Source organism: Geodermatophilus ruber (genome assembly GCF_900114385.1).
GTDB classification, from domain to species: domain Bacteria; phylum Actinomycetota; class Actinomycetes; order Mycobacteriales; family Geodermatophilaceae; genus Geodermatophilus; species Geodermatophilus ruber.
On the sequence record NZ_FOSW01000009.1, the window covers coordinates 197,352 to 222,870 of the forward strand.

A 25,519-nucleotide genomic window follows, 5' to 3' on the forward strand; every position below is an offset into this window, starting at 1 on the left:
AGCGCCCGCACCGATGAGCGACCCGCTGCCCGCCACCGAGTTCGCCGGTCTGCCCACGGCCGCGCTCTCCGACGCCATGGACCGCCTGGCCCTGCCGGCCGCCTGCCAGGGCATCAAGCCGCTGGCCCCCGGGCAGCGGCTGCTCGGCCGGGCGTTCACCGTCCGCTACGTGGCCACCGGGCGGCCGCCGGGCACCGTGGGCGACTTCGTCGACGACGTCCCGCCGGGGGACGTCGTGGTGATCGACAACGGCGGCCGCGAGGACTGCACCGTGTGGGGCGACATCCTCACCGCGGTCGCCTCGCAGCGCGGCGTCGCCGGCACCGTCATCGACGGCGTGTGCCGCGACGTGCACCGCGCCCGCGACATCGGCTATCCCGTCTACAGCCGCGGCTGGTTCATGCGCACCGGCAAGGACCGCGTGACCGTCTCCGACGTCGGGACGCCGGTGAGCGTCGCCGGCATCCGGGTGCGCGCCGGTGACCTGCTCGTCGGGGACGACGACGGCGTGGTGGTGATCCCGGTGGAGTACGAGCAGGAGGTGCTCGCCCTCGCCCGGGAGATCGAGGAGCGGGAGGGCGCGATCCTCGCCGCCGCCCTGGCCGGCAGCAGCCTGCGCGAGGCGCGGGCGGCGCACGGCTACCACCAGCTGCAGCGGGCGGCCGACCCGCGATGAGGGACGACCTCCTCGCCCGCGCCGCCCACCTGGGCGCCTCCACCGTCCACGAGGCCGCCGGCCGCATCGGTGCGCTGCCGTCGTCCATCACCGCCCTGTACCGCGAGCAGCCGGCGATCGCGGGCCGGGCCGCCACGGTGCTCTGCCCCGACGGGGACAACCTCTGGCTGCACCGCGCGATCTACACCGCCGCCCCCGGCGAGGTGCTGGTCGTGGAGGTCGGCACCGGGGAGGACTTCGGCTACTGGGGCGAGATCATGGCGACCGCCGCCCAGGAACGCGGCATCGCCGGCCTGGTGATCTCCGGCTGCGTGCGCGACGCGGTGCAGATGCAGCGGCTGGGCTTCCCGGTCTTCAGCACCGGCACCTGCATCCGCGGCACGGTCAAGGACCCGCTCCGCCCCGGCGCGATCGGTGGTCGGCTGCGGCTCGGCGACGTCCTCGTCTCGCCCGGTGACCTCGTCGTCGGCGACGCGGACGGGGTGGTCGTCGTCCCCGCCGAGCAGGCCGAGGCGGCCGTCGCGGCGGGCGAGGCCCGCGAGCGCAAGGAGGCCGGCGTGATGGAGCAGCTGCGCGCCGGCGGCACGACGCTGGAGATCTTCGGCCTGCCGGCCGGGGGAGGAGTGCAGTGAGCGCCCGACGGTCGGTCGAGGTCGAGGGTCTGCACCACGGCGGGGTGCCGATCCCCATGGCGTGCCGGGTCGGTCCGCTGCTGGTGTCCAGCAGCGTGCTGGGCCAGGACCCGGTCACCGGCGCCCTGCCCGACGACGTCGCCGAGCAGGTGGCGCTGGTCTTCGCCAACGTGCGCCGCGTGCTGGAGGCCGGCGGCGCCACGACCGACCACGTCGCCAAGCTGACCTTCCACGTGCGCGACCGCTCGGCCCGCGCCGCCATCGACGAGCACTGGCTCGCCATGTTCCCCGACCCCGCCAGCCGCCCGGCCCGGCACACCGTCCCCGGTGACCTGCCGCCGGCCTTCCACGTGCAGTGCGAGGTGCTCGCCTACGTGACCGAGGAGACCCCGTGATCATCGACGCCCACGCCCACGTCGTCGCGCCCGAGGTGTTCTACGCCTACCGGGCCCAGCTGCTCGGCAGCGGCGGCTACCACCAGGACCCCCCGAAGCTCACCGACGAGTCGCTCGCGCAGGCGGCGGCGGCCAACGTGGCGATCATGGACAGCGTCGGCACCGACGTGCAGTTCATCTCGCCGCGGCCGTTCCAGCAGATGCACTCGGCCAAGCCGGACGAGATCGTGCACCGCTGGATCCGCGCCAACAACGACGTCATCGCGAAGTCGGTCGCGCTGCACCCCGACCGGCTGGCCGGGGTCGCCGGGCTGCCGCTGTGCGCCGGCGCGCCGGTCGCGTCGTGCCTCGACGAGCTGACCCGCGCGGTCGAGGAGCTCGGCTTCATCGGCGTCAGCCTCAACCCCGACCCGTACGAGGGCACCGGCGGGAACACCCCGACCCTCGGCGACGAGTTCTGGTACCCGCTGTGGGAGAAGCTGGTCGCCCTCGACGTCCCGGCGCTCATCCACTCCGCCGGCTGCTACAACGGCCGGGAGGTCTACAGCGACCACTTCATCACCGAGGAGTCGATCGCCGTCCTGTCGCTGATGCGCTCCCGGACGTTCCTCGACTTCCCCGACCTGAAGATCATCGTCGGCCACGGCGGCGGGTCGGTGCCCTACCAGATCGGTCGCTGGAAGGCCGCCCGGCTCGCCCCCGGCCTGGGCAAGGACGTGCTCGAGGAGCGGTTCGAGGTCTCGCTGCGGCGGCTGTGGTTCGACACCGTCCTCTACGACCAGGCCTCGCTGGCCTACCTGTTCCAGACCGTCGGCCCCGACCGCTGCCTGTTCGGCACCGAGAAGCCCGGCAGCGGCTCGGTGACCGACCCCGACACCGGCCGGTCCTTCGACGATCTCAAGCCGGTCATCGAGGGCATCGGCACGCTGACCGACGCCGACCGCCGCGCGATCTTCGAGGAGAACGCGCGGACGGTGTTCAGCCGCTGGAAGGGCCCGCAGCCGGCATGACGGCGCTCGCCCTCGAGGAGCTCGCCGATCTGCGGGCGACGGTCGCCGGCGCGCTCACCGCGGCCTGGGACACCCCGCAGAGCGCCGGGCACCCGGATGCCGGCGACGCGCGGCTGGGGGCGGCCTGGGACGTCGCCGTCCGCCAGGGCTGGACCGAGCTCGGCGGCGAGGGGGCCCTCGACGCGCTGGTCGCGGTCACCGGCGAGCTGGGCCGGCTGGCCTGCCCGCTGCCGCTGGCCGACGTCTACGTGGCCACCCGGCTGCTGGGCGGCGACCTCGCCGCCGCGGTGGCCGACGGGCGCATCCGGCCGGTGGTCGCGGCCGCGGAGGCCGCCCGCGACGGCGTCGTCGGCTTCGTCGAGGCGGCGGCCGCGGCGACGCACCTGCTGCTCGTCCCGGCCGGGGACGGCGAGGCGACGCTCGCGCCGATCGCCGGCGTGCGGCCCACCCCCGGGACGCCGGTGCCGGCGTGGTCGGAGGTGTCGTGGTCGGCCGACGGCGCGGTGACCGTGCCGGTGACCGGGGCGGCGGCCGAGGAGGCGCGGGCGGTGCTCCGGCTCGCCCTCGCGGCGCGCGCGTACGGGGCGGCCGGGCGCTCGGCGCAGCTGGCGCTCGAGCACGCGAACCTGCGGCACCAGTTCGGCCGCCCGATCGGTTCCTTCCAGGCCGTCTCCCACCGCTGCGTGGACGGCGCGATCGACGTCGCCGCCTTCACCGCGCTGGCCGGGGAGGCGGTGCGGCTGGGGCTGGCCGGCGACCGGGCCTGGCTGCTGGCCGCCGAGCTCGCCGTCGCCCACGCCGCCGCGACCGCGCCCCGGGTCCAGTTCGGCGCCCACCACACGCTCGCGGCCGTCGGCTACTTCGAGGAGCACGAGGCGCCCTGGCTGTTCCGCCGGGTGCACGCCGATGTCGCCCGGCTGCGGGAGCTGCCGCCGGCCGGCGGGGAGCCCGGCGACGTCCTCGTCGAGGGCGGCGCCGGTCTGCCGCCGCTGGACCTGGGGGAGCGGGCCGAGGCCGCCCGCGCCGAGGTGCGCGCCTTCATCGCCGAACGGGTACCGGGCGGGCCGACCGGGGAGGACCCGGTACTGCTGGACCTGCTCGCCGCCGCCGGCTACCTGGCTCCCGGCCTGCCCCGCGAGTACGGCGGCCGCGGGGCCGACCCCGCCGAGCAGGTGGCGATCGGGGAGGAGCTCACCTACGCCGGCCTGGCCCGGCAGGCGCGGGTGGCGGCCGGCATGCTGGGCCCCTCCATCGCCGCGCACGGGACCCCGGAGCAGAAGAGCCGGTTCCTGCCGCTGATCAGCCGTGGCCGGATGCCGTTCTACCTGGGCTACTCCGAGCCCGAGACCGGCTCGGACCTGGCCCACCTGCGGACCACCGCGCGGCGGGACGGCGAGGACTGGGTCGTCACCGGCCAGAAGATGTGGGGCACCGGCGCGCACACGGCCGAGTGGATCTGGCTGGCCGCGCGCACCGACCCCGAGGCCCGGGCCCACGCCGGCATCACCGTCTTCTGCTTCCCGGTCGGCCTGCCCGGCTGGAGCATCCAGCAGCACCGCTCGCTGGGCGGGGAGATCTCGTGCACGTCCTTCTTCGACGACGTCCGGGTGCCCGACTCGGCCCGCATCGGCGAGCCGGGCGGGGGCTGGCGGGTGCTCACCGAGGCGCTGGCGCACGAGCGGATCCACATCGCCTCCGGTACCGCCCGGCTGCTGCGGCTGTTCGACGACCTGCTCGGCGTCCTGCGGGCCGACCCGGCCGCGGCCGGGATGCGGGGCTCCGCGGCGCGGGCCACGCTCACCGGGCTCGCGGTGCGGCTGCAGGCGGCCCGGGCGCTGGTGGCGTCCAGCACCCGGGCGGCGCTGCAGGCGGGCAGCGACCCGGCAGCGGCGGCCATGGCGAAGATCATCGGCAGCGAGCTGGAGGAGGACCTCGGGGAGGCGGTGCTCCAGCTGCTCGGCCCGGCCGCGGCGCTGGCCGACGGGCCGAACGCGGGGGCGCCGCAGACGTTCGAGGAATCCCTGCGGCTGTCGATCATGATGGTGGTCTCGGGCGGCACCAACGACATCCAGCGCAACCTGGTCGCCCGCGCGCTCGGCCTGCCCCGCTGAGGGCCGATGGAGTGGATCGGCCGGGGTCACCCCGGCCGATCCACTCCGTCAGTGCAGGTAGCCGCCGCCGTCGCAGATGATCGTCTGGCCGGTGATCATGCGGGCGTCGGACCCGCAGAGGAACGAGACCAGGCCGGCGAGGTCCTCGGGCCGGACCCGCCGTCGGATGGCCTGCTGCGCCATCGTGCGGTCGAAGTCCTCCTCGGAGTTGTACTGCTCGGTGCCCGGGGTGGCGACCTGCCCGGGCATGACCGCGTTGACGGTGACCCCGGAGGGCCCGAGCTCCTTGGCCAGCACGCGGGTCATCCCGATGACCGCGCCCTTGCTCGCGACATAGGCGAGCTGCCCCGGGCTGCCGGTGAAGAACGTGCGTGAGGCGACGTTGACCACGCAGCCGCGGTCGCCGGCGACCAGCCAGGGGTGCGCGGCCTGGGTGGCCAGCGCGTAGCCGACCGCGTTGACCGTCAGGTACCGGAGCAGCTCCTCCTTGCCCGACTCCAGGTACGGACGGCGCGGTGAGATGAGCCCGGCATTGTTGACCAGGACGTCGATGCCGCCGGAGCGCTCGGCCACGTCCTCCATCGCCGCCTGCAGCTGGTCGGGTTCGGTGACGTCGCAGCGGATCCAGTCCGTCGTCGCGGCGTCGTCCGGCTCGACGACGTCCAGGACGGTGACCCGGTGCCCGTCGGCGCGCAGCCGCTCGGCCAGCGCCCGGCCGATGCCGCGGGCGCCGCCGGTGACGACGGCGGTGGTCACCACGTCAGGCGCAGCGGCAGGGCCTGCGGGCCCCGGTTGACGAAGCTCGGCAGGTAGTCGACGGCGTCGGGGCCGACGGCCAGCTCGATCCGGGAGATGCTGCCGAGCAGCGTCTCCAGGGCCACCCTGCTCTCCAGGCGGGCGAGGATGTTGCCCAGGCAGGAGTGCACGCCCTTGCCGAAGGCCAGGTGCGCCGACGGCGACCGGCGGGCGAGGTCGAGCTCGTCGGGCCGCTCGACCAGGGCCGCGTCGCGGTTGCCCGAGCCGTACATCACCTGCACGCGGGAGCCGGCCGGGATGGCCACCCCGCCGACCTCGGCGTCCCGGGTGGTCATCCGGAACAGGCCCTGGATCGGCGACTCCAGCCGCAGCGACTCCTCGATGAAGTAGGACAGCCGTGACGGGTCGGTGCGCAGCCGGTCGGCCAGCTCCGGGTCGCCCGCCAGCAGCACCATGCTGTTGCCGAGGTGGTCGGTCGTCGTCACGTTGCCGGCGATCAGCAGCTCCATGACGAACCGTGTCGAGTCGTGCCGGGGGAGCCCGGCGGTGCGCTCGGCGGCCGCGATGGTGTGCAGGATCGTGTCCTCCTCCTCGGCGGCCGCGGCGGCCTCGAGGGAGGGCGCCAGCAGCGCGGCGAACTCCTTGGCGATCCGGACGATGTCGGCCGGGTCGGCGGCGTGGTTGCCGACGGTGGAGGCCAGCTCCTCCGACAGCCGGCGGAAGGAGGCGGTCTCCTCGTCCGGGACGCCGAGCACGGTGGTGATCACCGCGATCGGCAGCGGGACGGCGAACTCCGCCATGAAGTCGACCTCGGTGCGCCCGCGGATGCCCTCGACCAGCCGGGTGCACAGCTCCCGGATGCGCGGCTCGAACTTCGCCAGCCGGCTCGGGGTGAAGGCCCGCTGCACGAGCTTGCGGCGCTCCGAGTGCGCCGGCTCGTCGGAGAGCAGCAGGAACGGCACGTGCTTGGCCAGCTCGCTCTCCGGCGGGATCGGCGGCGCGCCGATGGCGTTGCGGGAGGAGAACGTCTCGTGATCGCGCAGCACGGCGTCGATGTCCTCGGCGCGGGTCACCAGGTAGGCGTTGGCCGCCTCGACGAAGGTCACCCCGCGCTCGCGCAGCTCCGCGTAGGCGGGGAAGGGGCAGCGGAGCGCCTCCGGCTCGAGCTTCGCGGCGGCGTCGATGAGCATGCGCAGTCCCTCTCGTCGGCCGGGCTCCGGCGCCCGGTGTCCGGGTCGGCACCCGGCAGCACCCGCCCGAGCAGGGGCGCTGCGCAGGCGGGGGATCGTCGGTCCCGAGACTGGCGCAGTCGTCGTATCCCGTCAAGGAAGCGCATCAGGTTCGGAACGCCGATCGGGGCCGTGACGCGCCCCACATGTGCCCCCTGAGCTGCGCAAACGGGTCGTAGACGGCGTCGAGGTCATGGGCGGCCGCTCCGATCGGCCTGCCGTAGGGCGGAAGACGTTGGGCAGATCGTTGACGGTGACCACCGTCACGCCTACCTTCCCGAGTGCCCCCGCCGCACCCGCGGCGCCGGCGAGAGGGAACGCGGAGGAGCGAGATGACTGACCAGGTGGCCGCCCTCGAGGCGCGGATCGCGGAGCTGGAGAACCGGGTCACCCGGGCCGAGGACATCGAGGCGATCCGCCGGCTGCAGTACACCTACGGCTACTACCTCGACAAGACCTACTACGAGGAGGTCGTCGAGCTCTTCGCCGACGAGGGCGCCGAGGTCCGCTTCCTGCACGGCGTCTTCCGCGGCAAGGAGGGCGTCAAGCGGCTCTACACCGGCCGCTTCATGACCAAGTTCGCCGAGGGGCACAACGGCCCGCGCTACGGCCGGCTGCTCGACCACCCGCAGATGCAGGGGATCATCACGCTCTCCGAGGACGGCCGGTCGGCCAAGGCCCGGTTCCGCTCGGTCATGCAGGCCGGCACGCACGAGACCGTGCCCGGGTTCCGCCAGTGGTTCGAGGGCGGCATCTACGAGAACGAGTACGTCAAGCAGGACGGCGAGTGGCGGATCCGGCTGCTGAACATGCGGTCGTTCTGGCAGGGCGACTTCGACAAGGGCTGGTCCCGCTGCCCGGTCGAGTACCAGGGCTACCTGACCGAGACCTACCCGGCCGACCCGCACGGGCCTGACGAGATCGTCGACGACTGGAAGATGTTCCCGCACACCGAGACGATGCCGTTCCACTACGTGCACCCGGTGACCGGCAAGCAGGTCCAGGACTGACCGCCCGGCGACACCGACCCAAGGAGCACTGATGGCCACCATCGTCGGGGCGATCGGCACCTCGCACAGCCCGATGCTGCTCACCAACCCGCGCCTGTGGCGGGAGCGGGCGGCGCAGGACCGCAGCAACAAGGAACTGCACGACACCTCCGGCCGGCACGTCACCTTCGACGAGCTGTCGGCCGCGGTGGGGGAGCGGTACGCCGCCGAGCTCACCGACGAGGTGTGGGAGCAGCGGTACACCGCCTGCGTGCAGGGGATGGACCGGCTCGCCGCCGACCTCGCCGAGCTGCGGCCCGACGTCCTCGTGGTGATCGGCGACGACCAGGAGGAGGTCTTCGACGCCACCAACCAGCCGTCGATGGCCGTCTTCTGGGGCGACAGCTGGGAGACCGGCACGATGGAGGGCGCCCCGCCCGGGGAGTTCTTCGAGGCGGTCAAGACCGGCTACGCGATGGACGCCGTCCACAAGTTCGACGGCCACCCGGAGCTCGCGCTCGACGTCATCCGGCACCTGGTCCGCTCGGAGTTCGACGTCGCCAGCGTCGCCGCCACCCCGCCCGGCCACGGCTTCGGCCACGCCTACGGGTTCATCATCCAGCGGCTGCTGGGCGAGCGGACCGACGTCCCGGTGGTGCCGGTCATGCTCAACACCTACTACCCGCCCAACCAGCCCTCGGCGAAGCGGTGCTTCGACTTCGGGCGGGCGCTGGGCGCCGGCATCGAGGCCTCGCCGGTCGACGCGCGCGTCGTGCTGGTCGCCTCCGGCGGCCTGTCGCACTTCGTGGTCGACGAGGAGCTGGATCGGCGCGTCCTCGACGGCATCGCCGCCCGGGACGCCGAGTCGCTGCGCACCATCCCCGACGCGCTGCTCAACGCCGGGTCCTCGGAGATCCGCAACTGGGTGGCCGTCGCCGGCGCCATGCGCGACCGCGAGGTCGCGTGGTCGGAGTACGCCCCGTGCTACCGCACGGCGGCGGGCACCGGCTGCGGCATGGGCTTCCTCCGGTGGCAGTGACCCGATGACCGGTGCGACCGCCGCTGCGGCGGCTCCGCAGCGGGGCGCGGACGACCCCGCGCCCCTGCTGCGGGTCGAGGACGTCAGCGTCCGCTTCGGCGGCGTGGTGGCGCTGGACGGGCTCTCCTTCGACGTCCCCCGCGGGAGCATCTGCGGGCTGATCGGCCCCAACGGGGCCGGCAAGACGACCATGTTCAACGTCGTCAGCCGCGTCTACGAGGCCAGCTCGGGGCGGGTGCTGCTCGACGGCGTCGACCTGCTCCGGCTGCCCCCGCACCGGATCGCCTCGGTCGGGGTCGCCCGCACGTTCCAGAACATCGCGCTGTTCCCGACGATGACGGTGCTCGACAACATCACCGTCGGTGCCCACTCCCGGGGCTCGGGCGGCTGGGTGCGCGCGGCGTTCCGGCTGGGCAACCGCCGCAACGACTCCGCCGCACGGTCCGACGCCATGGCGCTGCTCGAGCGGCTGGGCCTGGCGCACCTGGCGCTGCGGCCGGTGGCGGGGCTGCCCTTCGGCACGATGAAGCGGATCGAGCTGGCCCGGGCCATGGCCGCCCGGCCCAAGCTGCTGCTGCTCGACGAGCCGGCCAACGGCCTCACCCACTCGGAGGTCGACGAGCTGGCGGCGGTCATCCGCGGGCTGCGCGACGACTTCTCCCTGTCGGTCCTCCTGGTGGAGCACCACATGAAGATGGTCATGGGCATCAGCGACCGGGTCACCGTGCTGAACTTCGGACGGCGGATCGCCGACGGCACCCCCAGCCAGGTGCAGCGCGACCCGGCGGTGATCGAGGCCTACCTCGGCGGCGACTCGCACGCCGACGAGCCGGGCGGGGGGCATCGTGGCTGAGCCGCTGCTGCAGCTGTCCGGCGTCCACGCGGCCTACGGGGACGTCGAGGTCCTGCGCGGCGTCGACCTGGAGGTCGGCGAGGGGGAGGTCGTCGTCCTGCTCGGCGCCAACGGCGCGGGCAAGACGACCACCCTGCGGGCCATCTGCGGGATGGTCGGCACTCGCGGCTCGGTGCGCCTCGGCGGCACCGAGCTCACCGGGAAGCCGACCGAGTGGGTGGTGCGCCGCGGCATCTCGCACGTGCCGCAGGGCCGGGGCGTCTTCGGCGTCCTCTCGGTCGAGGAGAACCTGCGGGTCGGCGCCTGGAACCGCACGGACGCCAAGGGCATCGAGGCCGACATCGAGCGCTGGTACACCGTCTTCCCCCGGCTGGCCGAGCGCCGCACGCAGCTGGCCGGCGGGATGAGCGGCGGGGAGCAGCAGATGCTCGCCGTCGCCCGTGGCCTCATGGCCCGACCCCGGCTGCTGCTGCTCGACGAACCGTCGCTGGGCCTGGCCCAGATCATCACGCGCGAGCTGTTCGCCCAGCTCGAGGCCATCAACCGGGAGGAGTCCGTGGCGATGCTCATCGTCGAGCAGAACGCGGAGCTCGCGCTCTCCTTCGCCCATCGCGGCTACGTGCTCGAGTCCGGCTCGATCGTGCTGTCCGGCAGCGCGGACGCAGTCCGGGGCAACGAGGACATGCGCCGCGCCTACCTGGGCTACTGACGGGGGTCCGCACATGTCACCGAACATCGACAACCCCGCCTACCTGCTGACCCTGCTCACCGGCGGGCTCACCAACGGGGTGCTCTACGCGCTGGTCGCCCTGGCGATCGTGCTGGTCTACAAGACGACCAGCCACATCAACCTGGCCCAGGGCGAGATGGCCACGCTGGGCGCGTTCTGCGTCTTCGAGCTGACCCGGCACGGGGTGAACGTGTGGCTGGCCATCGCCATCGCCCTGGTGCTGTCGTTCTTCTTCGGCGCGGGCCTGGAGCGGGGGCTGATCCGGCCGCTGGAGCGGCGCGGCGTCTTCCCGGTCATCCTCGCCACCCTCGCGCTGTTCCTCATCATCAACGCGGGCGTGGCCATCATCTGGGGCACGCAGCCGGTGGCCCCACCGCGGCCGTTCCCGAGCGGCATCGACGACAAGATCGACCTCATCGGCGGCGCCCCGCCGTTCTTCATCACCCACGTGTCCCTGGGCGTGCTGGCCGTCCTGGTCGTGCTCCTGCTCGGCCTGTGGCTGCTGCTGGAGAAGACCAAGCTCGGCCTGGGCTACCGGGCGGTGGCGGCCAACCGGGAGGCCGCGGAGGTCATGGGCATCCCGGTCGGCCGGATGTACATGTTCGGCTGGGGGATCGCCGCGGCGCTGGGCACCCTCGCCGCCGCCCTGGTGGCCGAGACCGCGGGCGCCCTGGACTTCAACTCGATGGGCGTCATCCTCATCTTCGGCCTGGCCGCGGCCACCCTCGGCGGGATCGACAGCGTGCCGGGTGCCGCGGTGGGCGGCCTGGCCCTCGGCCTGGTCATGGCGGTCGTGCCGGGCCTGTTCACCGTCATCGAGGGCGACCTGAGCCTGGTCATCGCCCTGCTCGTCGTGCTCGTCGTCCTCCTCGTCCGGCCCCAGGGGCTGTTCGGGACCAAGACCCTGGAGCGGGTGTGAGTTCGCCACGCGTCGTCCTCGAGGGCTCGCGGGCCCACCGGCTCTGGCAGGGCGCCGGGCTGCTGCTGGCCGCGCTGGTGGTGCTGGCCCTGCCGCTGCTGGCCGGCGATTTCCGCATCGGCCAGTTCAGCCTGGTCATCGCCTACGCGGTGGCGGTGCTCGGGCTGAACCTGGTGACCGGGTTCAGCGGCCAGATCTCCCTCGGCCACGGGGCCTTCTTCGGCCTGGGCGCCTACACCACCGCCATCCTGGTCACCGACCACGGCTGGGCCTGGGCGGCGACGGTGCCGGTGGCCGCGCTGCTGGGTCTCGCGCTCGGCTTCGTCGTCGGCGTCCCGGCCCTGCGGCTGCACGGGCTCTACCTCGCCGTCATCACCCTGGCCGTCGGCGTCGCGTTCCCGGTCGTGGTCAGCCAGCCGGTCGGCCTGTCGCTGGGCACCGGCGGGGTGGCCGGCAAGACGGTCCGCATCGCCTGGGACAAGCCCGCGTGGTTCGGCCTGGACGTCTCCGACCGCGGCTGGATGTTCCTGGTCATGGCCGCGGTCGCCGGGGGCCTGTTCTGGATCGCCACCGGGCTGGTCCGCAGCCGGGTCGGCCGCTCGATGGTCGCGCTGCGCGACAACGGGACGGCGGCCGCGATCTCCGGCGTGTGGCCCGCGGAGGTCAAGACGGTCGCGTTCGCGGTCAGCGCCCTGTACGGCTCGGTCGGCGGCAGCCTCTACCTGCTGACCACGCCGATCATCAGCCCCACCACGGTCGGCTTCACCATCACCCTGCTGTTCATCACCGCGATGGTGCTGGGCGGCGCGGCCACCGTCTCCGGCGCCTGGCTCGGCGGCCTGGCCATGGTGTTCCTGCCGTACTACACGGCGGAGTGGGCGGCGCGGATCCCGCTGCTGAGCGACCTCACCGACCAGCCGGGGCTGTTCGCGAACGTCCTCTACGGCGTCATCCTCATCGTCTTCATCTATTTCGTGCCCGGTGGCGTGGTGCCCCTGCTCACCCGGCTGCGTTGCCGCTTCCTGGTGATCGTCCCGCCCGAGGCGGCGGCGGCCGCCGGGCTGCCGTCCTCCGGCAGCGACACCACGCCCGGGGCCCCCGACGGAGGACTGGCCGGGCCCACCCCGGCCATCGGCGGGCCGGTGTCGCCCGCCGGCGAGCCCGACCCCTCCCACGGTCCCGGGCACCCCGCCCCCATCCGTTCCTGACCCGTAGTCCCAACCAGCCCGTAGTCCCAGCCAGTAGGAGAGAACTCGATGACGAGAACGTCCCGCTCGATGGCGCTGGCCAGCGCCGGTCTGCTGCTCCTCGGCGTCGCCGCCTGCGGGGACAGCCGCAGCGAGGGAAACGCCGCGGGAGGCGGTGGCGGGCAGACCAACACGGAGGGGCGGTTCGTCGTCGACGCCTCCGCCTGCCCGGAGGACGCCACGACCGCCCTGGCCGACGGTGAGCCGATCACGATCGGCACCAGCCAGCCGCTGAGCGGCCCGCTGGCCTCCGGCGGCGCGGCGAACGTCGCCGGCATCACCGCCTACTTCGAGAAGGTCAACGAGGCCGGCGGCATCGCCGGGCACCAGCTCGAGCTGGTGGCCAAGGACGACGCCTACGACGCCGCGCGCGCGGTGACCAACGCGCAGTCCTTCGTCGGCGAGGAGCAGGTCTTCGCCAACCTCGCCCAGGTCGGCACCCCGCAGATCCGCGCGACCCAGCCGATCTACGAGCAGGCGTGCGTGCCGCAGCTGTGGACCATCACGACCGGTCCGGCCTTCACCAACCCGACCGAGCACGAGTGGACCGTCAACGGCATCCCGCCGGCACCGGTCGAGGCCAAGGCGATGGTCGACTACATCGCCGAGCAGGTGCCCGGCGGGTCGGTCACCGAGATCAAGGGCTCCGACGCCCTCAGTGAGGACTTCCACGCCGCGCTGCCGCGTCTCGCGGAGGACGCCGGGCTGACCGTGCAGCCGGCGCAGACCATCCCGGCCGGCGCGACGAACATCGACGCGCAGATCTCGGCGGCGGTCGCCGGGGAGCCGGACGCGATCGTCCTGGAGGCCCTGCCGAACTACGCCCCCGGGTTCATCACCGGGCTGGCGCGGGCCGGCTACGAGGGCCTGGTCGTGCTGAACTCCTCGGCCAACGGGGCTGCGCAGTGGATCACGCCGTCCGACCCGGCCGGTGAGGGCGTCGTCGCCCCGCTGTTCCGCAAGGACCCGTCGGACACCCGCTGGGACGGCGACCCGGCCATGCAGGAGTACCTGGACGACATGGCGGCCGCCGGCCAGCAGGACCTGGCCCGGTTCGGCAACGCCCTCGACGGCTACGGCTGGGCGCAGCTGATCGTGCAGAACCTGACCGACGCCGCGGAGATGGACGGCGGCCTGACCCGCGCCAACCTGATGAGCGCCGCCTGGAACACCGACCTGGAGCGGCCGCTGATGCTGCACCCGGAGGCGAGCACCAGCGGGCCCGACGACCCGTTCATCGCCGAGTCCGGTGAGATGGCCTCCTACTCCACGGAGACGAAGGGCTGGGTCTCCGAGATGGAGTGGGACTACTCCGGCACCAGCGGGGACATCGTCGGCCAGGGCTGACCCGACCGGGCTCCCGCGGGGCCGTCGCCGGACTCGTCTCCGGCGGCGGCCCCGTCGTCGTCCACCGTCAGCTGGCCGGCTTGAGCTCCTCGTGCCCGAGCGCCTCCCGGTCGGACTCCAGGACGTCGGCCGCGGCCACGACGATGTTCGGATCCGGCGTGCCGACGACGGACTCGTCCTTGCCCTCGTAGGGCAGCCGGCTCAGGACGTGGCGCATCGCCTCCAGCCGGGCCCGCTTCTTGTCGTTGCTCTTGATCACCGTCCACGGGGCGTGGTCGGTGTCGGTCGCGGTGAAGATCGCCTCCTTGGCGGCGGTGTAGTCGTCCCACTTGTCGAGGGAGGCCAGGTCGGTGGGGGAGAGCTTCCACTGCCGCACCGGGTCGATGGCCCGGATGATGAACCGGGTGCGCTGCTCGCGCCGGGACACCGAGAACCAGAACTTCACCAGGTGGATCCCGCTGTCGACCAGCATCCGCTCGAACTCCGGCGCCTGGCGCATGAACTGCTCGTACTGCTCCTGGTCGGCGTAGCCCATGACCCGTTCGACGCCGGCGCGGTTGTACCAGGAGCGGTCGAACAGCACGATCTCGCCGGCGGCCGGCAGGTGGTTGACGTACCGCTGGAAGTACCACTGCGACTGTTCGCGCTCCGACGGCTTGTCGAGGGCGACCACCCGCGTGCCGCGCGGGTTGAGGTGCTCGGTGAAGCGCTTGATGGTGCTGCCCTTGCCGGCCGCGTCCCGCCCCTCGAACAGCACCACCAGCTTCTGCCCGGTGTCCTTGACCCAGCTCTGCAGCCGCAGCAGCTGGATCTGCAGCCGGCGCTTCTCCCGGTCGTACTCCGGGCGGCGCATCTTCTCGTCGTAGGGATAGCCCTCCCGCCAGGTCTCGACCAGCTCGCCGCCGGGGCCGAAGAGGAGGCCGTCGTCGTCCCAGTCCTCGTCGGTGTCCGCATCGGGCAGGGCCTGCAGCCGGTAGCGGGAGAGATCGATCTCGGTCACGGCAGCTCCCTACCCCGCCGGTGCCCCGGCCCACGCGCGGACGTCGGGTGCCGCTGGGATGCTGACGCCGTGCCCGACCCCTTCGACACCGCCGAGCTGCGCCGGCGGGTGCTGGCCGCCTGGACCGGGTCCCCGGCCCGCTTCCGGGAGGACGCCAACGCCGAGGAGGACCTCGTCCGCGGCGGGTACCGGGACCGCCTGCTCGTCGAGCTGGCCCAGAATGCCGCCGACGCGGCCGCCCGGGCGGGGGTGCCGGGCCGGTTGCGGCTCGAGCTGGTCGAGGACGGCGCGGGCGGGGAGGTGCTGCGGGCGGCCAACACCGGGGCGCCGCTGGACCCGGCCGGGGTACAGGGGCTGGCCTCGCTGCGGGCGTCGGCCAAGCGCGACGACCCGGCGAGCGTCGGCCGGTTCGGGGTGGGCTTCGCCGCGGTGCTGGCGGTCAGCGACGAGCCGGCCGTGCTCTCCACCACCGGGGGCGTCGCCTTCAGCGCCGCCCGCACCCGGGCCGCGGTCGCCGCCGTTCCCGAGCTGACCGGGGAGCTGGCCCGCCGCGACGGCGGGGTGCCGGTGCTGCGGTTGCCGTGGCCGGCGGAGGGGGCGCCGCCGGCGGGCTTCGCCACCGAGGTGGTGCTGCCGCTGCGCGCCGGGTCCCGGGCCGCCGTCCGGGCCGCGCTGGAGGAGCTCGGCGCCGAGCTGCTCCTCGCCCTGACCGGGCTCGAGGCCGTCGACGTCGTCCTCGACGGCGCCGTCCGCACGCTCTCCCGTGGACTGCCCGCACCGAAGGTCCGCCTCCGGGACGGGGACCGGACGACCACCTGGTACGTCGTCGAGCGCTCGGGCGAGCTCCCGGCCGAGCTGCTCGCCGACCGGCCGGTCGAGGAGCGCGAGCGGCGGGCCTACACCGTGACGTGGGCGGTGCCGGTGGACGACGACGGCCGCCCGGTGCCGCTGCCGCTGCCGCAGCGGGTGCACGGGCCCACGCCCAGCGACGAACCGCTGACCCTCCCGGCCCGGCTGATCGCGCCGTTCCCGCTCGGGCCCGACCGCCGGCACGTGCTGCCCGGGCCGGTCACCGACGCGCTGGTCGCCGTCGCCGCCGAGGGCTACGCCGCGCTGCTCGCCGCCCTGCCGCCGGACCCGGCGGTGCTGGCGCTGGTCCCGCGGATCGGGCTGGCCGGCGGCGAGCTGGACGCGGCGCTGGGGACGGCGGCGCTCGGCCGGCTGCGGGCGGCGGCGTGGCTGCCGGTCGCCGGCGCCGGGGAGGAGCGGCAGCCGCCCGCCCGGGCCGCGGTGCTGGCGGAGGCGACCGAGCCGCGGGTCGCCGCGCTGACCGGCGTGGTGCCCGGGCTGCTGCCGGCCGACTGGTCCCGCCGCTCCGGCGCCCCGGCCCTGGCCGCGCTCGGCGTGCGCGCGGTGGGGACGGCCGAGGCGGTGGAGGCGGTGCGCGGGGTGGACCGCGCGCCCTCCTGGTGGGCCGGCCTGTATGCGGCGCTCGACGGCGCCGACCGCGAGGACCTCGCCGCGCTCCCGGTGCCGCTGGCCGACGGGCGGACCGCGCACGGCCCGGCCGGCGTGCTGCTGCCCGACGCCGGGCTGCCGGTCGAGCGGCTGGGGCCGCTGGGCCTGCGGATGGCCGCCCCGGAGGCGGTGGCGCCGCCGGCCGCCCGCCGGCTGCTGGAGCGGCTGGGCGCCCGGCCGGCCACCGCCGCGGGGGTGCTCGCCGACCCGGAGGTGCGGGCGGTGGTGGAGGGCTCGCTGGACGCAGCCGAGGACGCCTGGGACGCCGACCCCGCCGCGCTCGCCGACGCGGTGCTCGCGCTGGTGGCGGCCGCCGGGACGGCCCCCGGGGAGCTGCCGTGGCTGGCCGAGCTCGCGCTGCCGGACGCCGACGGCGGCTGGGCGCCGGCCGGGGAGCTGGTGCTGCCCGGGTCCCCGTTCGCCGCCGTCCTCGGCCCGGGGTCCCTGGGCACCCTGGACGCCGGCACCGCTGCGGCGACCGACCCGGCGGTGCTGCGCGCGGTCGGGGTGCTGGACGGCTTCGCGGTGGTCGCCGCCGAGGACCCCGACGAGCTTGACGTCGACGGCGCGCAGGAGTGGGCGGACGCCGTCCTCGACCGGCTGCCCGCCGACGCGCCGCCGCCGCGGTGGCCGGCGGTGACCGCCGTCCGGGACCTGGAGCTGGTCGAGGACTGGCCGCGGGCCCTGCCGCTGCTGGCCGCGGCGCCGGCGGAGGCGTGGGCGGACGTGCCGCTGGACGGGGTCCCGGTGCCCGGCTACCTGCGGTGGTGGCTGTCCACCCACCGGGTCCTCGACGACCGCCGTCCCGACCGGTTGCGGCACCCCGAGAGCCGCGAGCTGCAGGGACTGTACGAACCGGCGCGGGCCGGGGCGGAGCTGCTGGCGCTGCTGCGGCCGCCGGCGACGGTGGCCGACGTGCTGGCCGACGTCGACGGCGCGGTGGACCTGCTCGACCGGCTGGGGAACTTCGCGCGCACGGTGCCGCCGGCGGTGCTGCGGACGGTCTACGCCCGGCTGGCCGCGGCGCTCGACGGGGTGGACGTGGACCCGCCGGAGCGGGTGCGGGTCGCCCCGGACCGGGTGGTGGACGCCGGGGACGCCGTGGTGCTGGACGCGCCGTGGTTGCAGCCACTGGTCGATGCGGCGCTGGTGCCCGCCGGGGGGACGCCGGGCGCGGTGGCGGATCTGCTCGACCTGCCGCTGGCCGGGGAGGTGGTCCGCGCCGCGGTGGAGAGCCGCCCGTCCCGGGTGGTCCGGTGGGTGGAGCTGCCCGGCGCGGAGCTGGCCGCCGCCCGCCTCGGCCGCTCGCTGCTCGAGGGTGCAGCGGTGCTCGAGGGTGAGGTGGCCCTGCACGACCGGCTGCGGGTCGGTGGCCGGGCGGTGCCGTGGTGGGCGGAGGACGGCGTCTTCCACGTCGACGGCAGCCCCGCCGCGCTGGGCCGGGCGCTGGCCTGGCGGGCCGGTGCCTGGCCGCTGCGGCAGGCGCTGGCCGAGGCGTTCGCCTGCCCCGACCGGGCGGCCGAGCTCGCCGCCGAGGACGCCGTCGACCCGTGACGGGCCGCGGCTACCGCGAGCGGCGGGCGGCTACTGCGACCGGCGGGTCCTGCGCGCCTGGTGGGCCTCCCACCGGGCGCGGTCCTTCGCGCGGGCGTCCTTGGTCTTCTCCCGGTGCGCGGCGCGGCGGCGGGCCCGCGCCATCTCCCGCTCCTCGAACGTGGAGTGCTGCTCCCAGTTGCTCGCCAGGACCGCCACGACCCAGATGCACAGGCCGAGGATGGTCACGAAGGCGGCGAGGATCGGGTCGAGGAGGAGGAACGCCGCGACCGTCACGACCGCCCAGAACCCGCCCCACACGATCAGCCGCTTGGACACGCACCCAGTATCCCGCGTGCGCCGGGCGGGTCCTCGCCCGGCAGTGCCGTCGCCGGTCGCGATCGGGACATGAGGCCGGACGGACCCTTGCGCTCGAGCGGCTGGGCTCCTACGGTCGGGGCAGCGGTTCAATCAGGCAGCCGTGGTACCAGCACCGGACTCTTCGCCGTGCTGCGGTGTCGCTGCCGTGGTTCTCCGTACGGGCCCGCTCTCTCGATGAGGCTTCCGTGACCGCTACCTCCCTCCCGCCCAGCCAAGATCTCGTGTCGGTCGATGTGACCGCTGTTGATGACCGCGTGCGCCTCACCGTCGTCGGCGAGGTGGACTCCTCCTCCGCCCCCGCCCTCCGCGCCGCCCTCGGCGACGTGCTCGTCGCCGGCGTCACCCAGGTGATCGTCGACCTCGACGGGGTGACCTTCCTCGACTCCGCCGGCCTCTGCGTGCTCGCCGGGGCCCACCGCCAGGCCACCGAGCTCGGTCTCCGGCTGCGCATCCTGGCCTCCGGCCGTCCCGTCATCCGCCCGCTGCAGCTCACCGGGCTGTGGGAGCTGCTCGACGTCGAGCAGGTCGAGCCGAGCAGCGGCGCCGCCTGAGCCGCCGCACCGCCGCCTGGTCCAGCCGCCACCGCCCGAGCGGTGGCGGCGCATCCGCGCGCCCGCGGAGAGGCCGCTGTCCCGGCCCGGCGCCCCCAGGGGGAGACTCTGGGGACGCTGGCGACGAACGAGGAGGACCCCCGTGCGGAATGCGGTCATCTGTGAGCCCCTGCGGACCCCGGTGGGGGGCTTCGGCGGATCGCTCCGGGACGTACCGGCGCAGGACCTGGCCGCCACGGTCATCCGCGCGCTGATGGAGCGCACCGGGCTGCCCCCGGAGTCGGTGGACGACGTGGTGCTCGGCCACTGCTACCCGACGATGGATGCCCCGGCGATCGGCCGGGTCGCGGCGCTGGACGCCGGCCTGCCGGTCACCGCCTCCGGCATCCAGCTCGACCGGCGCTGCGGGTCCGGCCTGCAGGCGGTGCTGTACGCCGCGATGCAGGTGCAGACCGGCGCCGCCGACGTCGTCCTGGCCGGCGGGGCGGAGTCGATGAGCAACGCGCCCTTCTACTCGACCGCCATGCGCTGGGGCGTCAAGGCCGGGCCCGGGGTGCTGCTCAACGACGGGCTGGCGCGCGGCCGGGTGACCGCCGGCGGCCGGAACCACCCGGTGCCCGGCGGCATGCTCGAGACCGCGGAGAACCTGCGCCGCGAGTACAAGATCTCCCGCGAGGAGCAGGACGAGTACGCCGTCCGCAGCCACCAGCGCGCCGCCGCGGCCGCCGAGGCCGGCCGGTTCGCCGACGAGATCGTCCCGGTGACGGTGACGCACCGGAAGGGTGAGACCGTCGTCGACCGCGACGAGCACATCCGCCCGGACTCGACCGTGGAGACCCTGGCGAAGCTGCGCCCGATCATGGGCAAGGACGATCCGGAGGCCACGGTCACCGCGGGCAACGCCAGCGGCCAGAACGACGGCGCCGCGATCGCCATCGTCACCACCCCGGAGAAGGCCGCCGAGCTCGGCCTGCGCCCGCTGGCCCGGCTGGTCTCCTGGGCCGTCGCCGGCGTGCCGCCGGCGACCATGGGCATCGGCCCGGTCCCGGCCACCGCCAAGGCCCTCGACCAGGCCGGGCTGGCGCTCAAGGACGTCGACCTGATCGAGCTCAACGAGGCCTTCGCCAGCCAGGTGCTCGCGGTGACCCGCGAGTGGGACTTCACCGAGCGTGACTTCGAGCGGACCAACGTCAACGGCTCCGGGATCTCCCTCGGCCACCCGGTGGGCGCCACCGGCGGCCGCATCCTGGCCACGCTGACCCGCGAGATGGCCCGCCGCGACGCCCGCTACGGGCTGGAGACCATGTGCATCGGCGGCGGGCAGGGGCTGGCCGCGCTGTTCGAGCGGGTTCCGGCGTGAGCGCTGCCGACGGCCGTGTCGCGATCGTCACCGGCGCCGCCCGCGGCATCGGTGCCGCCACCGCCCGTCGGCTGGCCGCCGACGGCTTCGCCGTCGCCGTGCTCGACCTGCAGGAGGACGACGCCCGCGGAACCGCGCGGGCGATCGAGGAGGCGGGCGGCCGGGCGCTCGCGGTGGGGGCCGACGTCGGTGACAGCGAGCAGGTGAGCGCCGCCGTCGACCGGGTCGCCGACGCGCTCGGCCCGCCGCTGGTGCTGGTCAACAACGCCGGGGTCACCCGCGACAACCTGCTGTTCAAGATGACCGACGCCGACTGGGACCTGGTGATGCACGTGCACCTGCGCGGCTCGTTCCTGATGACGCGGGCGGTGCAGCAGCACATGGTCGAGGCCGGCTGGGGCCGGATCGTCAACCTGTCCAGCGTCTCGGCGCTGGGCAACCGCGGTCAGGCCAACTACGCGGCGGCCAAGGCCGGGCTGCAGGGCTTCACCAAGACCCTCGCCATCGAGCTGGGCAGGTTCGGGGTGACCGCGAACGCCATCGCCCCGGGGTTCATCGTCACCGACATGACCCGGGCGACCGCCGCCCGCATCGGCGAGGAGTGGGAGCCCTACGTCGAGAAGCGGGCCGCGGCGATCCCGGTGCAGCGCGCCGGGCAGCCCGAGGACATCGCGCACACGGTCTCGTTCCTGGTCAGCGAGGGTGCCGGGTTCGTCTCCGGCCAGGTGATCTACGTGGCCGGCGGCCCCCGCACCTGAGCCGCGTCACCCCGGCGGGCGGGCCCGCGGGGCGCGGGCGTCACGACGACGGGTCGCGGTCGGGGTAGCAGGCCCGGGCGAGGGCGTAGACGCCGAATGCGGCGAAGCCGACCGCGATCCCGGTGAGCAGCCGGGGGCCGGCCTCGACCGCGGCGATCGCGGTCATGGCGCCGTCCAGCCCGGTGGCGGTGGAGACGTCCGCCGAGCTGCCCGCCTGCCACAGCAGCACGCCGACGAGAGCGAAGGCGAGACCCTTCGCGACGTAGCCGACGCGTCCGGTCGCGGCGATGAGCGGTTCCCAGCGGTCGGGGGCCGCGGGCAGGTCGATGTCGCGCATGAACCCGCCGGTGAGGCCCCGGGCGAGCGTGTAGACGCCGACGCCGACCACGGCGACGGCGACGCTGAGGACCAGGGCCGCACCCCCGGGGAAGCGCAGCGTCTGGCTGGTCAGCTCGCGCAACCGCTCGTCGGCCTCGTACTCGGCGCCGACGGCGAAGAGCACCGCGGTGACCCCGAGGACGGCGTAGACCGCGGCCTTGGCGAGGCACTTGGCGCAGACGTAGGCCGCCCGCCTCCAGCGCTCACGCTCGAGCAGACCGTGCCACCACAGCAGCACCTCGCCGGCCTGCCAGACGGCCAGAGAGAGCATGCCCACCCCGATGACCCACAGCAGCAGCCGCCCGCCGGGTGAACCGGCGACGGCGTGCAGCGCACCGGTCTGGTCGGCGTCGGCGTCGGTGTCGCGGGCACCCCGGGCCAGCTGCAGCGCGAGCCAGCCGATGAGCAGGTGCATCGCGCCGTAGGCGACGAGGCCGACGCGGGCCACGGCCTCGAGCACGGGGTGGTCGGTGACCTCCCGGGCGGACTCGGCGGCCCGGTGAACACGGTCGAGCAGCGAGCGGGCGGTCGGCACGGGTCGATCGTGCGCGAGGGCGCGGGCGGCGGCTACCTCGACGGATTCCCGCCGCGGCGAACGGTGCTCAGGTGCGCTCGGGGTAGCGGGCGCGGATGAAGCAGAAGGCGCCGAACGCGGCGATGCCCACGGCGATCAGGGTGAGCAGCAGCTGGCCGAACGGCGCCGCGAGGACGGTGCGCAGCGCGCCGTCCAGACCGGTGGCCTTGGCCGGGTCGAAGGTGACCGCGGCATACACCAGCAGGCCGCCGACCAGTCCGAGGGCGACCCCCTTCGCGGGGTAGCCGGCCATGCCCAGCTTCTCGACCAGCGCCGTGGCCTTCGGCGGTGCCTGGGCCAGGTCGATCTCCTTGAGGAAGCGCTTCGAGAGGCCCTTGTAGACCAGGTAGACGCCGACCCCGATGACCACCAGGCCGGCGATCCCGACCAGCCAGCGCCCGCCGGGCCAGCTGAAGACGCCGCTGGTCTCCTGCTGCTGCTGACCCGAGCTGGACTGCCCGCCACCGGTGGCGAAGCGGATCGCCAGCACCGCCAGCGCGAGGTAGACGGCGGTCTTCGCGACCGACTTGCCGATCTTCTTCAGCGCCCTCGTCCGGGCCTCGCCGCCCAGGGACAGGCCGCGGCGCCAGAGCAGCGCCTCGGTCAGCTGCCAGGCCGCCAGGGCGATCATCCCGACGGCGATCACCCACAGCAGCGGCTTGCCCACCGGCTGCTCGGCCAGGGTGGCCATCGCCCCGGACTGGTCGGCCGGCGCACCGGTGTTCCCGCCCCACGCCAGCTGGAGGGCCAGCCAGGCGATCAGCAGGTGCACCACGCCGTAGGCGATCAGGCCCACGCGGGCCAGGTTCTCGAGGGCGCCGCTGCTGCCCGCGCGGCGGGTCGTGCCCGCTGCCGAGCCCGCTGTTCCCGGACCGCTCATGCCGTCTCGCTCCTCCCGGATCCCGGGAATCAGCCTGGCACAGCGCGACCGGGCGTGCCGGGTCGAGCGCGGGCAGGGTGGCGTCCCGGCCGGTGGCGCGGGCACCTCCCCGTGCCGGCTGCGCACCCTGACGAGGGGTGACACGGGTCGCGCCGGATCGCCGGGGACCGGCCCGGACCGCGCGCGCCGGTAGGGGACACTGGCACCCGTGGCGAGCGGCGGAACGGCAGGAACGGTGGAGCGGACCAGCCCGGAGGTGGCGCGCAGGACCTGGCCGCGGTGGCTCGCCGGTGGCATCGCGCTGCTGCTCGTCGCGGTCGTGGCGGTGTTCTGGTCCGACGGCGGGGACCGGCTGCTGCTCGGGATCGTGGGCGCGGCGGCCGCGGTGCGTGGCGCCATCGGGACGACCCGGCCGCCCGCTCGGCGTGCCGCCCTCGTGATCGGCGGGCTCGCCGCTGTCGGCCTCGCGCTGGCCTCCGCGCCGCTGTCGGGCTGGGTGCTGCTCGCCGGCGTGCCCGCGGCCCTGCTGACCGGTGCGCTGGTCCTGCTCGGCCGCGGGGGTGCCGTCCGCCGCAGCGGCCAGGCCGGGCTGGTGTGGACGGCCCTGCTGACCGGGGTGCTCGTCGTCACCGGCATCGCCTCGAGCTGGGAGCGGGCTGCCGGCGGCGCCGCGGTGGCCGCCGCGCTCGGCGTCGGGCTGGTCGGGGTCTTCCTGCTGGTGAACGCGGTCAACCTCCGCGCGGTCGCGGTGCAGCCCCCGGCCCCGGCCCGGCCGTCGGCCTGCGCGGGGTGTGCCTGCGGGGCCGGCGGGTGCGGCGTCCGCGCCTGAGCCGCCCGGCCGCCGCCCCGAGCGGCCGTCCCTGCGTGAGCAGCGCCGGCGCCGAGGCCGGCGGTTAGCCGGTGTCCCGGGATGGGCATCGCTGCCCCGTGCTCCGACCCCGCCGGGACGAGACCCTGCTCCTGCTCACCCAGGGCTACGCCTGGCTGCCCGACGGGCGACGGGCGCGGGGCCGCCGCACGGTGTCCACCCGGCTGCTGGGCCGGCCGGCACTCGGCATCGAGGGCCCGGACGCGGCCCGCTTCCTCTACGACGAGGACCACGTCCGGCGGGCGGGCGCCATCCCCGAGCCGGTGCGGGCCACCCTCTTCGGCGAGGGCGGCGTGCACACCCTCGACGGGCCCGCGCACCGGGCGCGCAAGGCGATGTTCGTGGCGCTGCTGATGGGTGAGGGCATCGAGCCGCTGGTCGAGCGGGCCGTGGCGGGCTGGGACGCCGCGGTGCCCGGCTGGGCGCGGCAGGAGCGCATCGTGCTGCTCGAGGAGTCCCGGGTCGTCCTGACCCGCGCGGTGTGCGACTGGGCCGGCGTCCCGCTGGCCGAGGACCAGGTGCCCGCGCTGGCCCGCGACCTGGCCGCGATGGTCGACGGGTTCGCCACCGGCGGCCCCCGGCACTGGCGGGCCCGCCGGGCGCGCACCCGGCGGGAGGCGGAGCTGGCCCGCGTCGTGGAGGACGTGCGCAGCGGCGAGACGACGCTGCCGGCGGGCACCGCGGTGGATGTCGTCGCCCGGCACCGCGACGCCGGCGGCGAACAGCTCGAGCCGCGGGTGGCCGCGGTGGAGCTGCTCAACATCATCCGGCCCACCGTCGCGGTCAGCTGGTTCCTCGCCTTCTCCGCGCACGCGCTCATCCGGTGGCCGCGGCACCGGGAGCGCCTGGCCTCCGGCGAGCCCGGGTTCGCCCGGGCGTTCGCGCACGAGGTGCGCCGGTTCTACCCGTTCGCACCGTTCATCGGCGGACGCGCGCCGCATGCGGTCGAGTGGGACGGCGAGCAGGTGCCGGCCGGCGCGATGGTGCTGCTGGACCTGTACGGGCAGGACCACGACGCCGACCTGTGGGGTGACCCGTACACGTTCCGGCCGGAGCGCTTCCTCGGCCCGGAGAGCGGCCCGTTCGAGATGGTGCCGCAGGGCGCGGGGGACCCGCGGACCAACCACCGGTGCCCCGGCGAGCAGATCACCGTCGCGCTGCTGTCGGCGCTGGCGGTCCGGCTGGCCCGCCTGGAGGCCGACGTCCCGGAGCAGGACCTCAGCATCTCCCTGCGGCGGATCCCGGCCCGACCGGCCAGCGGTGTGGTGCTCCGGGTGCGCGGCTGATGACGCCGCCCGGGGTGCCCGCTCGCGGTGCGCGATGGACGCACCGGAGCCGGCGGTGACTGTCCCCGGTCCGTGGTCTGATCGATGCCACGGGGGGACGGGGGAGGACGAAATGAGCAGGTGGTTGGCACCGGTCGCCGGTGCGGTGGGGCTGCTCGCGCTGGTCGTCGGGTTGGTGTGGGCGGAGCTGGACATGACGTCGATGAGTGGCGTCGGGCTGGTCGGCCTCGGCGCCGTCGGCCTGCTGCTGGGGGCGGCCGTCGCCGGCGTGCGCCAGGGGGCCGAGGTGCTGGCGCGCCACCGTCACGGCTGACGCCTGCTGCCGCGGTCCCGGACGGGCACCCCTGAGCCCCGCCGGCGGGGTCGCGCGGCGGGGTCGGCGGTCTCGGGGGTTCGGGCGGTTCGGGGTCAGGCGGCGCGCAGGTCTGCCGGGCCGGTGCGGATCTCGGTGCCGTCGGGGCGCCAGGTGCGCCAGCGGCCGTCGGGTTGTCGGGCGAGG

At 75.0% G+C, this 25,519-nt stretch carries 25 protein-coding genes; 19 read left to right on the forward strand and 6 right to left on the reverse strand.

The annotated features are described in order from the left end of the window. Positions 1–13: 13 nt before the first annotated feature. Genes BMZ50_RS15720 through BMZ50_RS15740 form a run of 5 tightly spaced genes read left to right on the forward strand, consistent with a single transcriptional unit; the run spans position 14 to position 4,824 of the window. Positions 14–676, forward strand: a complete 663-nt coding sequence (locus tag BMZ50_RS15720) for an RraA family protein (protein ID WP_091326299.1) — start codon at positions 14–16, stop codon at positions 674–676. Then, positions 673–1,308: an RraA family protein gene (locus BMZ50_RS15725; RefSeq protein ID WP_091326302.1), complete on the forward strand. Its 636-nt coding sequence runs from the start codon at positions 673–675 to the stop codon at positions 1,306–1,308. The genes BMZ50_RS15720 and BMZ50_RS15725 overlap by 4 nt, the downstream gene beginning before the upstream one ends. After that, a complete protein-coding gene (locus BMZ50_RS15730) occupies positions 1,305–1,703 on the forward strand; it encodes a RidA family protein (protein ID WP_218146282.1) in 399 nt (132 codons plus the stop codon). The genes BMZ50_RS15725 and BMZ50_RS15730 overlap by 4 nt, the downstream gene beginning before the upstream one ends. Further along, positions 1,700–2,713 carry an amidohydrolase family protein gene (locus BMZ50_RS15735; RefSeq protein ID WP_091326304.1) on the forward strand — a complete coding sequence of 338 codons (1,014 nt, stop codon included), beginning with the start codon at positions 1,700–1,702 and terminating at the stop codon, positions 2,711–2,713. Before BMZ50_RS15730 ends, BMZ50_RS15735 begins: the two co-directional genes overlap by 4 nt. After that, on the forward strand, positions 2,710–4,824 hold the full coding sequence (locus BMZ50_RS15740) for an acyl-CoA dehydrogenase family protein (protein WP_091326306.1): 2,115 nt from the start codon (positions 2,710–2,712) through the stop codon (positions 4,822–4,824). Before BMZ50_RS15735 ends, BMZ50_RS15740 begins: the two co-directional genes overlap by 4 nt. Positions 4,825–4,872: 48 nt before the next feature. Here BMZ50_RS15740 and BMZ50_RS15745 read toward each other — a convergent pair whose 3' ends face one another. Both BMZ50_RS15745 and BMZ50_RS15750 read right to left on the reverse strand, forming a co-directional pair. Further along, positions 4,873–5,580 (reverse strand): SDR family NAD(P)-dependent oxidoreductase, encoded by a 708-nt coding sequence (locus tag BMZ50_RS15745; protein ID WP_218146283.1) that lies wholly within the window; start codon positions 5,578–5,580, stop codon positions 4,873–4,875. Continuing rightward, positions 5,577–6,770, reverse strand: coding sequence for a cytochrome P450 (locus BMZ50_RS15750; RefSeq protein ID WP_091326310.1), 1,194 nt, complete (start codon positions 6,768–6,770; stop codon positions 5,577–5,579). The genes BMZ50_RS15745 and BMZ50_RS15750 overlap by 4 nt, the downstream gene beginning before the upstream one ends. Before the next feature lie 371 nt (positions 6,771–7,141). On the opposite strand from BMZ50_RS15750, the gene BMZ50_RS15755 reads away from it, so the two are divergent. The 7 genes from BMZ50_RS15755 to BMZ50_RS15785 are packed head-to-tail and all read left to right on the forward strand — an operon-like array spanning position 7,142 to position 13,933. Next, entirely contained in the window at positions 7,142–7,819 is a 678-nt protein-coding gene (locus BMZ50_RS15755; RefSeq protein ID WP_091326313.1) for a nuclear transport factor 2 family protein, read from the forward strand. Between the two features lie 31 nt (positions 7,820–7,850). Continuing rightward, positions 7,851–8,837 carry a DODA-type extradiol aromatic ring-opening family dioxygenase gene (locus tag BMZ50_RS15760; RefSeq protein WP_091326315.1) on the forward strand — a complete coding sequence of 329 codons (987 nt, stop codon included), beginning with the start codon at positions 7,851–7,853 and terminating at the stop codon, positions 8,835–8,837. A gap of 4 nt (positions 8,838–8,841) precedes the next feature. Next, positions 8,842–9,690, forward strand: a complete 849-nt coding sequence (locus tag BMZ50_RS15765; RefSeq protein WP_091326317.1) for an ABC transporter ATP-binding protein — start codon at positions 8,842–8,844, stop codon at positions 9,688–9,690. Beyond that, positions 9,683–10,399 carry an ABC transporter ATP-binding protein gene (locus BMZ50_RS15770; RefSeq protein ID WP_091326318.1) on the forward strand — a complete coding sequence of 239 codons (717 nt, stop codon included), beginning with the start codon at positions 9,683–9,685 and terminating at the stop codon, positions 10,397–10,399. The genes BMZ50_RS15765 and BMZ50_RS15770 overlap by 8 nt, the downstream gene beginning before the upstream one ends. 13 nt (positions 10,400–10,412) lie before the next feature. Continuing rightward, positions 10,413–11,339, forward strand: a complete 927-nt coding sequence (locus tag BMZ50_RS15775; RefSeq protein WP_091326320.1) for a branched-chain amino acid ABC transporter permease — start codon at positions 10,413–10,415, stop codon at positions 11,337–11,339. After that, the gene (locus BMZ50_RS15780) at positions 11,336–12,547 is read left to right on the forward strand and encodes a branched-chain amino acid ABC transporter permease (protein WP_091326322.1); all 1,212 of its coding nucleotides are present in this window, start codon (positions 11,336–11,338) and stop codon (positions 12,545–12,547) included. The genes BMZ50_RS15775 and BMZ50_RS15780 overlap by 4 nt, the downstream gene beginning before the upstream one ends. Positions 12,548–12,595: 48 nt before the next feature. After that, positions 12,596–13,933, forward strand: coding sequence for an ABC transporter substrate-binding protein (locus BMZ50_RS15785; RefSeq protein ID WP_091326324.1), 1,338 nt, complete (start codon positions 12,596–12,598; stop codon positions 13,931–13,933). A gap of 67 nt (positions 13,934–14,000) precedes the next feature. Here BMZ50_RS15785 and ppk2 read toward each other — a convergent pair whose 3' ends face one another. Next, the gene (gene ppk2 / locus BMZ50_RS15790; protein ID WP_091326326.1) at positions 14,001–14,933 is read right to left on the reverse strand and encodes a polyphosphate kinase 2; all 933 of its coding nucleotides are present in this window, start codon (positions 14,931–14,933) and stop codon (positions 14,001–14,003) included. Between the two features lie 69 nt (positions 14,934–15,002). Between ppk2 and BMZ50_RS15795 the strand changes: the two genes are divergently transcribed. Next, entirely contained in the window at positions 15,003–18,005 is a 3,003-nt protein-coding gene (locus tag BMZ50_RS15795; protein ID WP_091326328.1) for a sacsin N-terminal ATP-binding-like domain-containing protein, read from the forward strand. Between the two features lie 30 nt (positions 18,006–18,035). On the opposite strand, the gene BMZ50_RS24270 is transcribed toward BMZ50_RS15795, so the two are convergent. Further along, the gene (locus BMZ50_RS24270) at positions 18,036–18,323 is read right to left on the reverse strand and encodes a hypothetical protein (RefSeq protein ID WP_177212823.1); all 288 of its coding nucleotides are present in this window, start codon (positions 18,321–18,323) and stop codon (positions 18,036–18,038) included. 275 nt (positions 18,324–18,598) lie between these two features. On the opposite strand from BMZ50_RS24270, the gene BMZ50_RS24275 reads away from it, so the two are divergent. The 3 genes from BMZ50_RS24275 to fabG all read left to right on the forward strand — a co-directional run bounded on the left by BMZ50_RS24275 (position 18,599) and on the right by fabG (position 21,034). Next, on the forward strand, positions 18,599–18,916 hold the full coding sequence (locus tag BMZ50_RS24275) for an STAS domain-containing protein (RefSeq protein WP_281245442.1): 318 nt from the start codon (positions 18,599–18,601) through the stop codon (positions 18,914–18,916). Between the two features lie 142 nt (positions 18,917–19,058). Next, positions 19,059–20,276, forward strand: coding sequence for an acetyl-CoA C-acetyltransferase (locus BMZ50_RS15805; protein ID WP_091326333.1), 1,218 nt, complete (start codon positions 19,059–19,061; stop codon positions 20,274–20,276). Continuing rightward, positions 20,273–21,034, forward strand: coding sequence for a 3-oxoacyl-ACP reductase FabG (gene fabG / locus BMZ50_RS15810; RefSeq protein ID WP_091326335.1), 762 nt, complete (start codon positions 20,273–20,275; stop codon positions 21,032–21,034). Before BMZ50_RS15805 ends, fabG begins: the two co-directional genes overlap by 4 nt. A 40-nt stretch (positions 21,035–21,074) precedes the next feature. Here the strand turns inward: fabG and BMZ50_RS15815 are convergent, their stop codons facing one another. Next, positions 21,075–21,947, reverse strand: coding sequence for a DUF1206 domain-containing protein (locus tag BMZ50_RS15815; RefSeq protein WP_091326337.1), 873 nt, complete (start codon positions 21,945–21,947; stop codon positions 21,075–21,077). A 67-nt stretch (positions 21,948–22,014) separates the two neighbouring features. Further along, on the reverse strand, positions 22,015–22,866 hold the full coding sequence (locus BMZ50_RS15820; protein WP_091326339.1) for a DUF1206 domain-containing protein: 852 nt from the start codon (positions 22,864–22,866) through the stop codon (positions 22,015–22,017). Positions 22,867–23,074: 208 nt separating this feature from the next. Between BMZ50_RS15820 and BMZ50_RS23760 the strand changes: the two genes are divergently transcribed. From BMZ50_RS23760 to BMZ50_RS15835, 3 genes are all read left to right on the forward strand, one after another. After that, positions 23,075–23,695 carry a hypothetical protein gene (locus BMZ50_RS23760; protein ID WP_143087191.1) on the forward strand — a complete coding sequence of 207 codons (621 nt, stop codon included), beginning with the start codon at positions 23,075–23,077 and terminating at the stop codon, positions 23,693–23,695. Between the two features lie 98 nt (positions 23,696–23,793). Beyond that, positions 23,794–25,020, forward strand: coding sequence for a cytochrome P450 (locus tag BMZ50_RS15830; protein ID WP_091326341.1), 1,227 nt, complete (start codon positions 23,794–23,796; stop codon positions 25,018–25,020). A gap of 112 nt (positions 25,021–25,132) precedes the next feature. Next, positions 25,133–25,333, forward strand: a complete 201-nt coding sequence (locus BMZ50_RS15835; protein ID WP_091326343.1) for a hypothetical protein — start codon at positions 25,133–25,135, stop codon at positions 25,331–25,333. Positions 25,334–25,519 lie beyond the last annotated feature (186 nt).

Bases quoted from the DNA above. Each gene is read 5' to 3' on its own strand.
- BMZ50_RS15720 (WP_091326299.1), top strand. From the start codon at position 14: ATGAGCGACCCGCTGCCCGCCACCGAGTTCGCCGGTCTGCCCACGGCC.
- BMZ50_RS15725 (WP_091326302.1), top strand. From the start codon at position 673: ATGAGGGACGACCTCCTCGCCCGCGCCGCCCACCTGGGCGCCTCCACC.
- BMZ50_RS15740 (WP_091326306.1), top strand. From the start codon at position 2,710: ATGACGGCGCTCGCCCTCGAGGAGCTCGCCGATCTGCGGGCGACGGTC.
- BMZ50_RS15750 (WP_091326310.1), bottom strand. From the start codon at position 6,770: ATGCTCATCGACGCCGCCGCGAAGCTCGAGCCGGAGGCGCTCCGCTGC.
- BMZ50_RS15755 (WP_091326313.1), top strand. From the start codon at position 7,142: ATGACTGACCAGGTGGCCGCCCTCGAGGCGCGGATCGCGGAGCTGGAG.
- BMZ50_RS15760 (WP_091326315.1), top strand. From the start codon at position 7,851: ATGGCCACCATCGTCGGGGCGATCGGCACCTCGCACAGCCCGATGCTG.
- BMZ50_RS15765 (WP_091326317.1), top strand. From the start codon at position 8,842: ATGACCGGTGCGACCGCCGCTGCGGCGGCTCCGCAGCGGGGCGCGGAC.
- BMZ50_RS15775 (WP_091326320.1), top strand. From the start codon at position 10,413: ATGTCACCGAACATCGACAACCCCGCCTACCTGCTGACCCTGCTCACC.
- BMZ50_RS15785 (WP_091326324.1), top strand. From the start codon at position 12,596: ATGACGAGAACGTCCCGCTCGATGGCGCTGGCCAGCGCCGGTCTGCTG.
- BMZ50_RS15820 (WP_091326339.1), bottom strand. From the start codon at position 22,866: ATGAGCGGTCCGGGAACAGCGGGCTCGGCAGCGGGCACGACCCGCCGC.
- BMZ50_RS15835 (WP_091326343.1), top strand. From the start codon at position 25,133: ATGAGCAGGTGGTTGGCACCGGTCGCCGGTGCGGTGGGGCTGCTCGCG.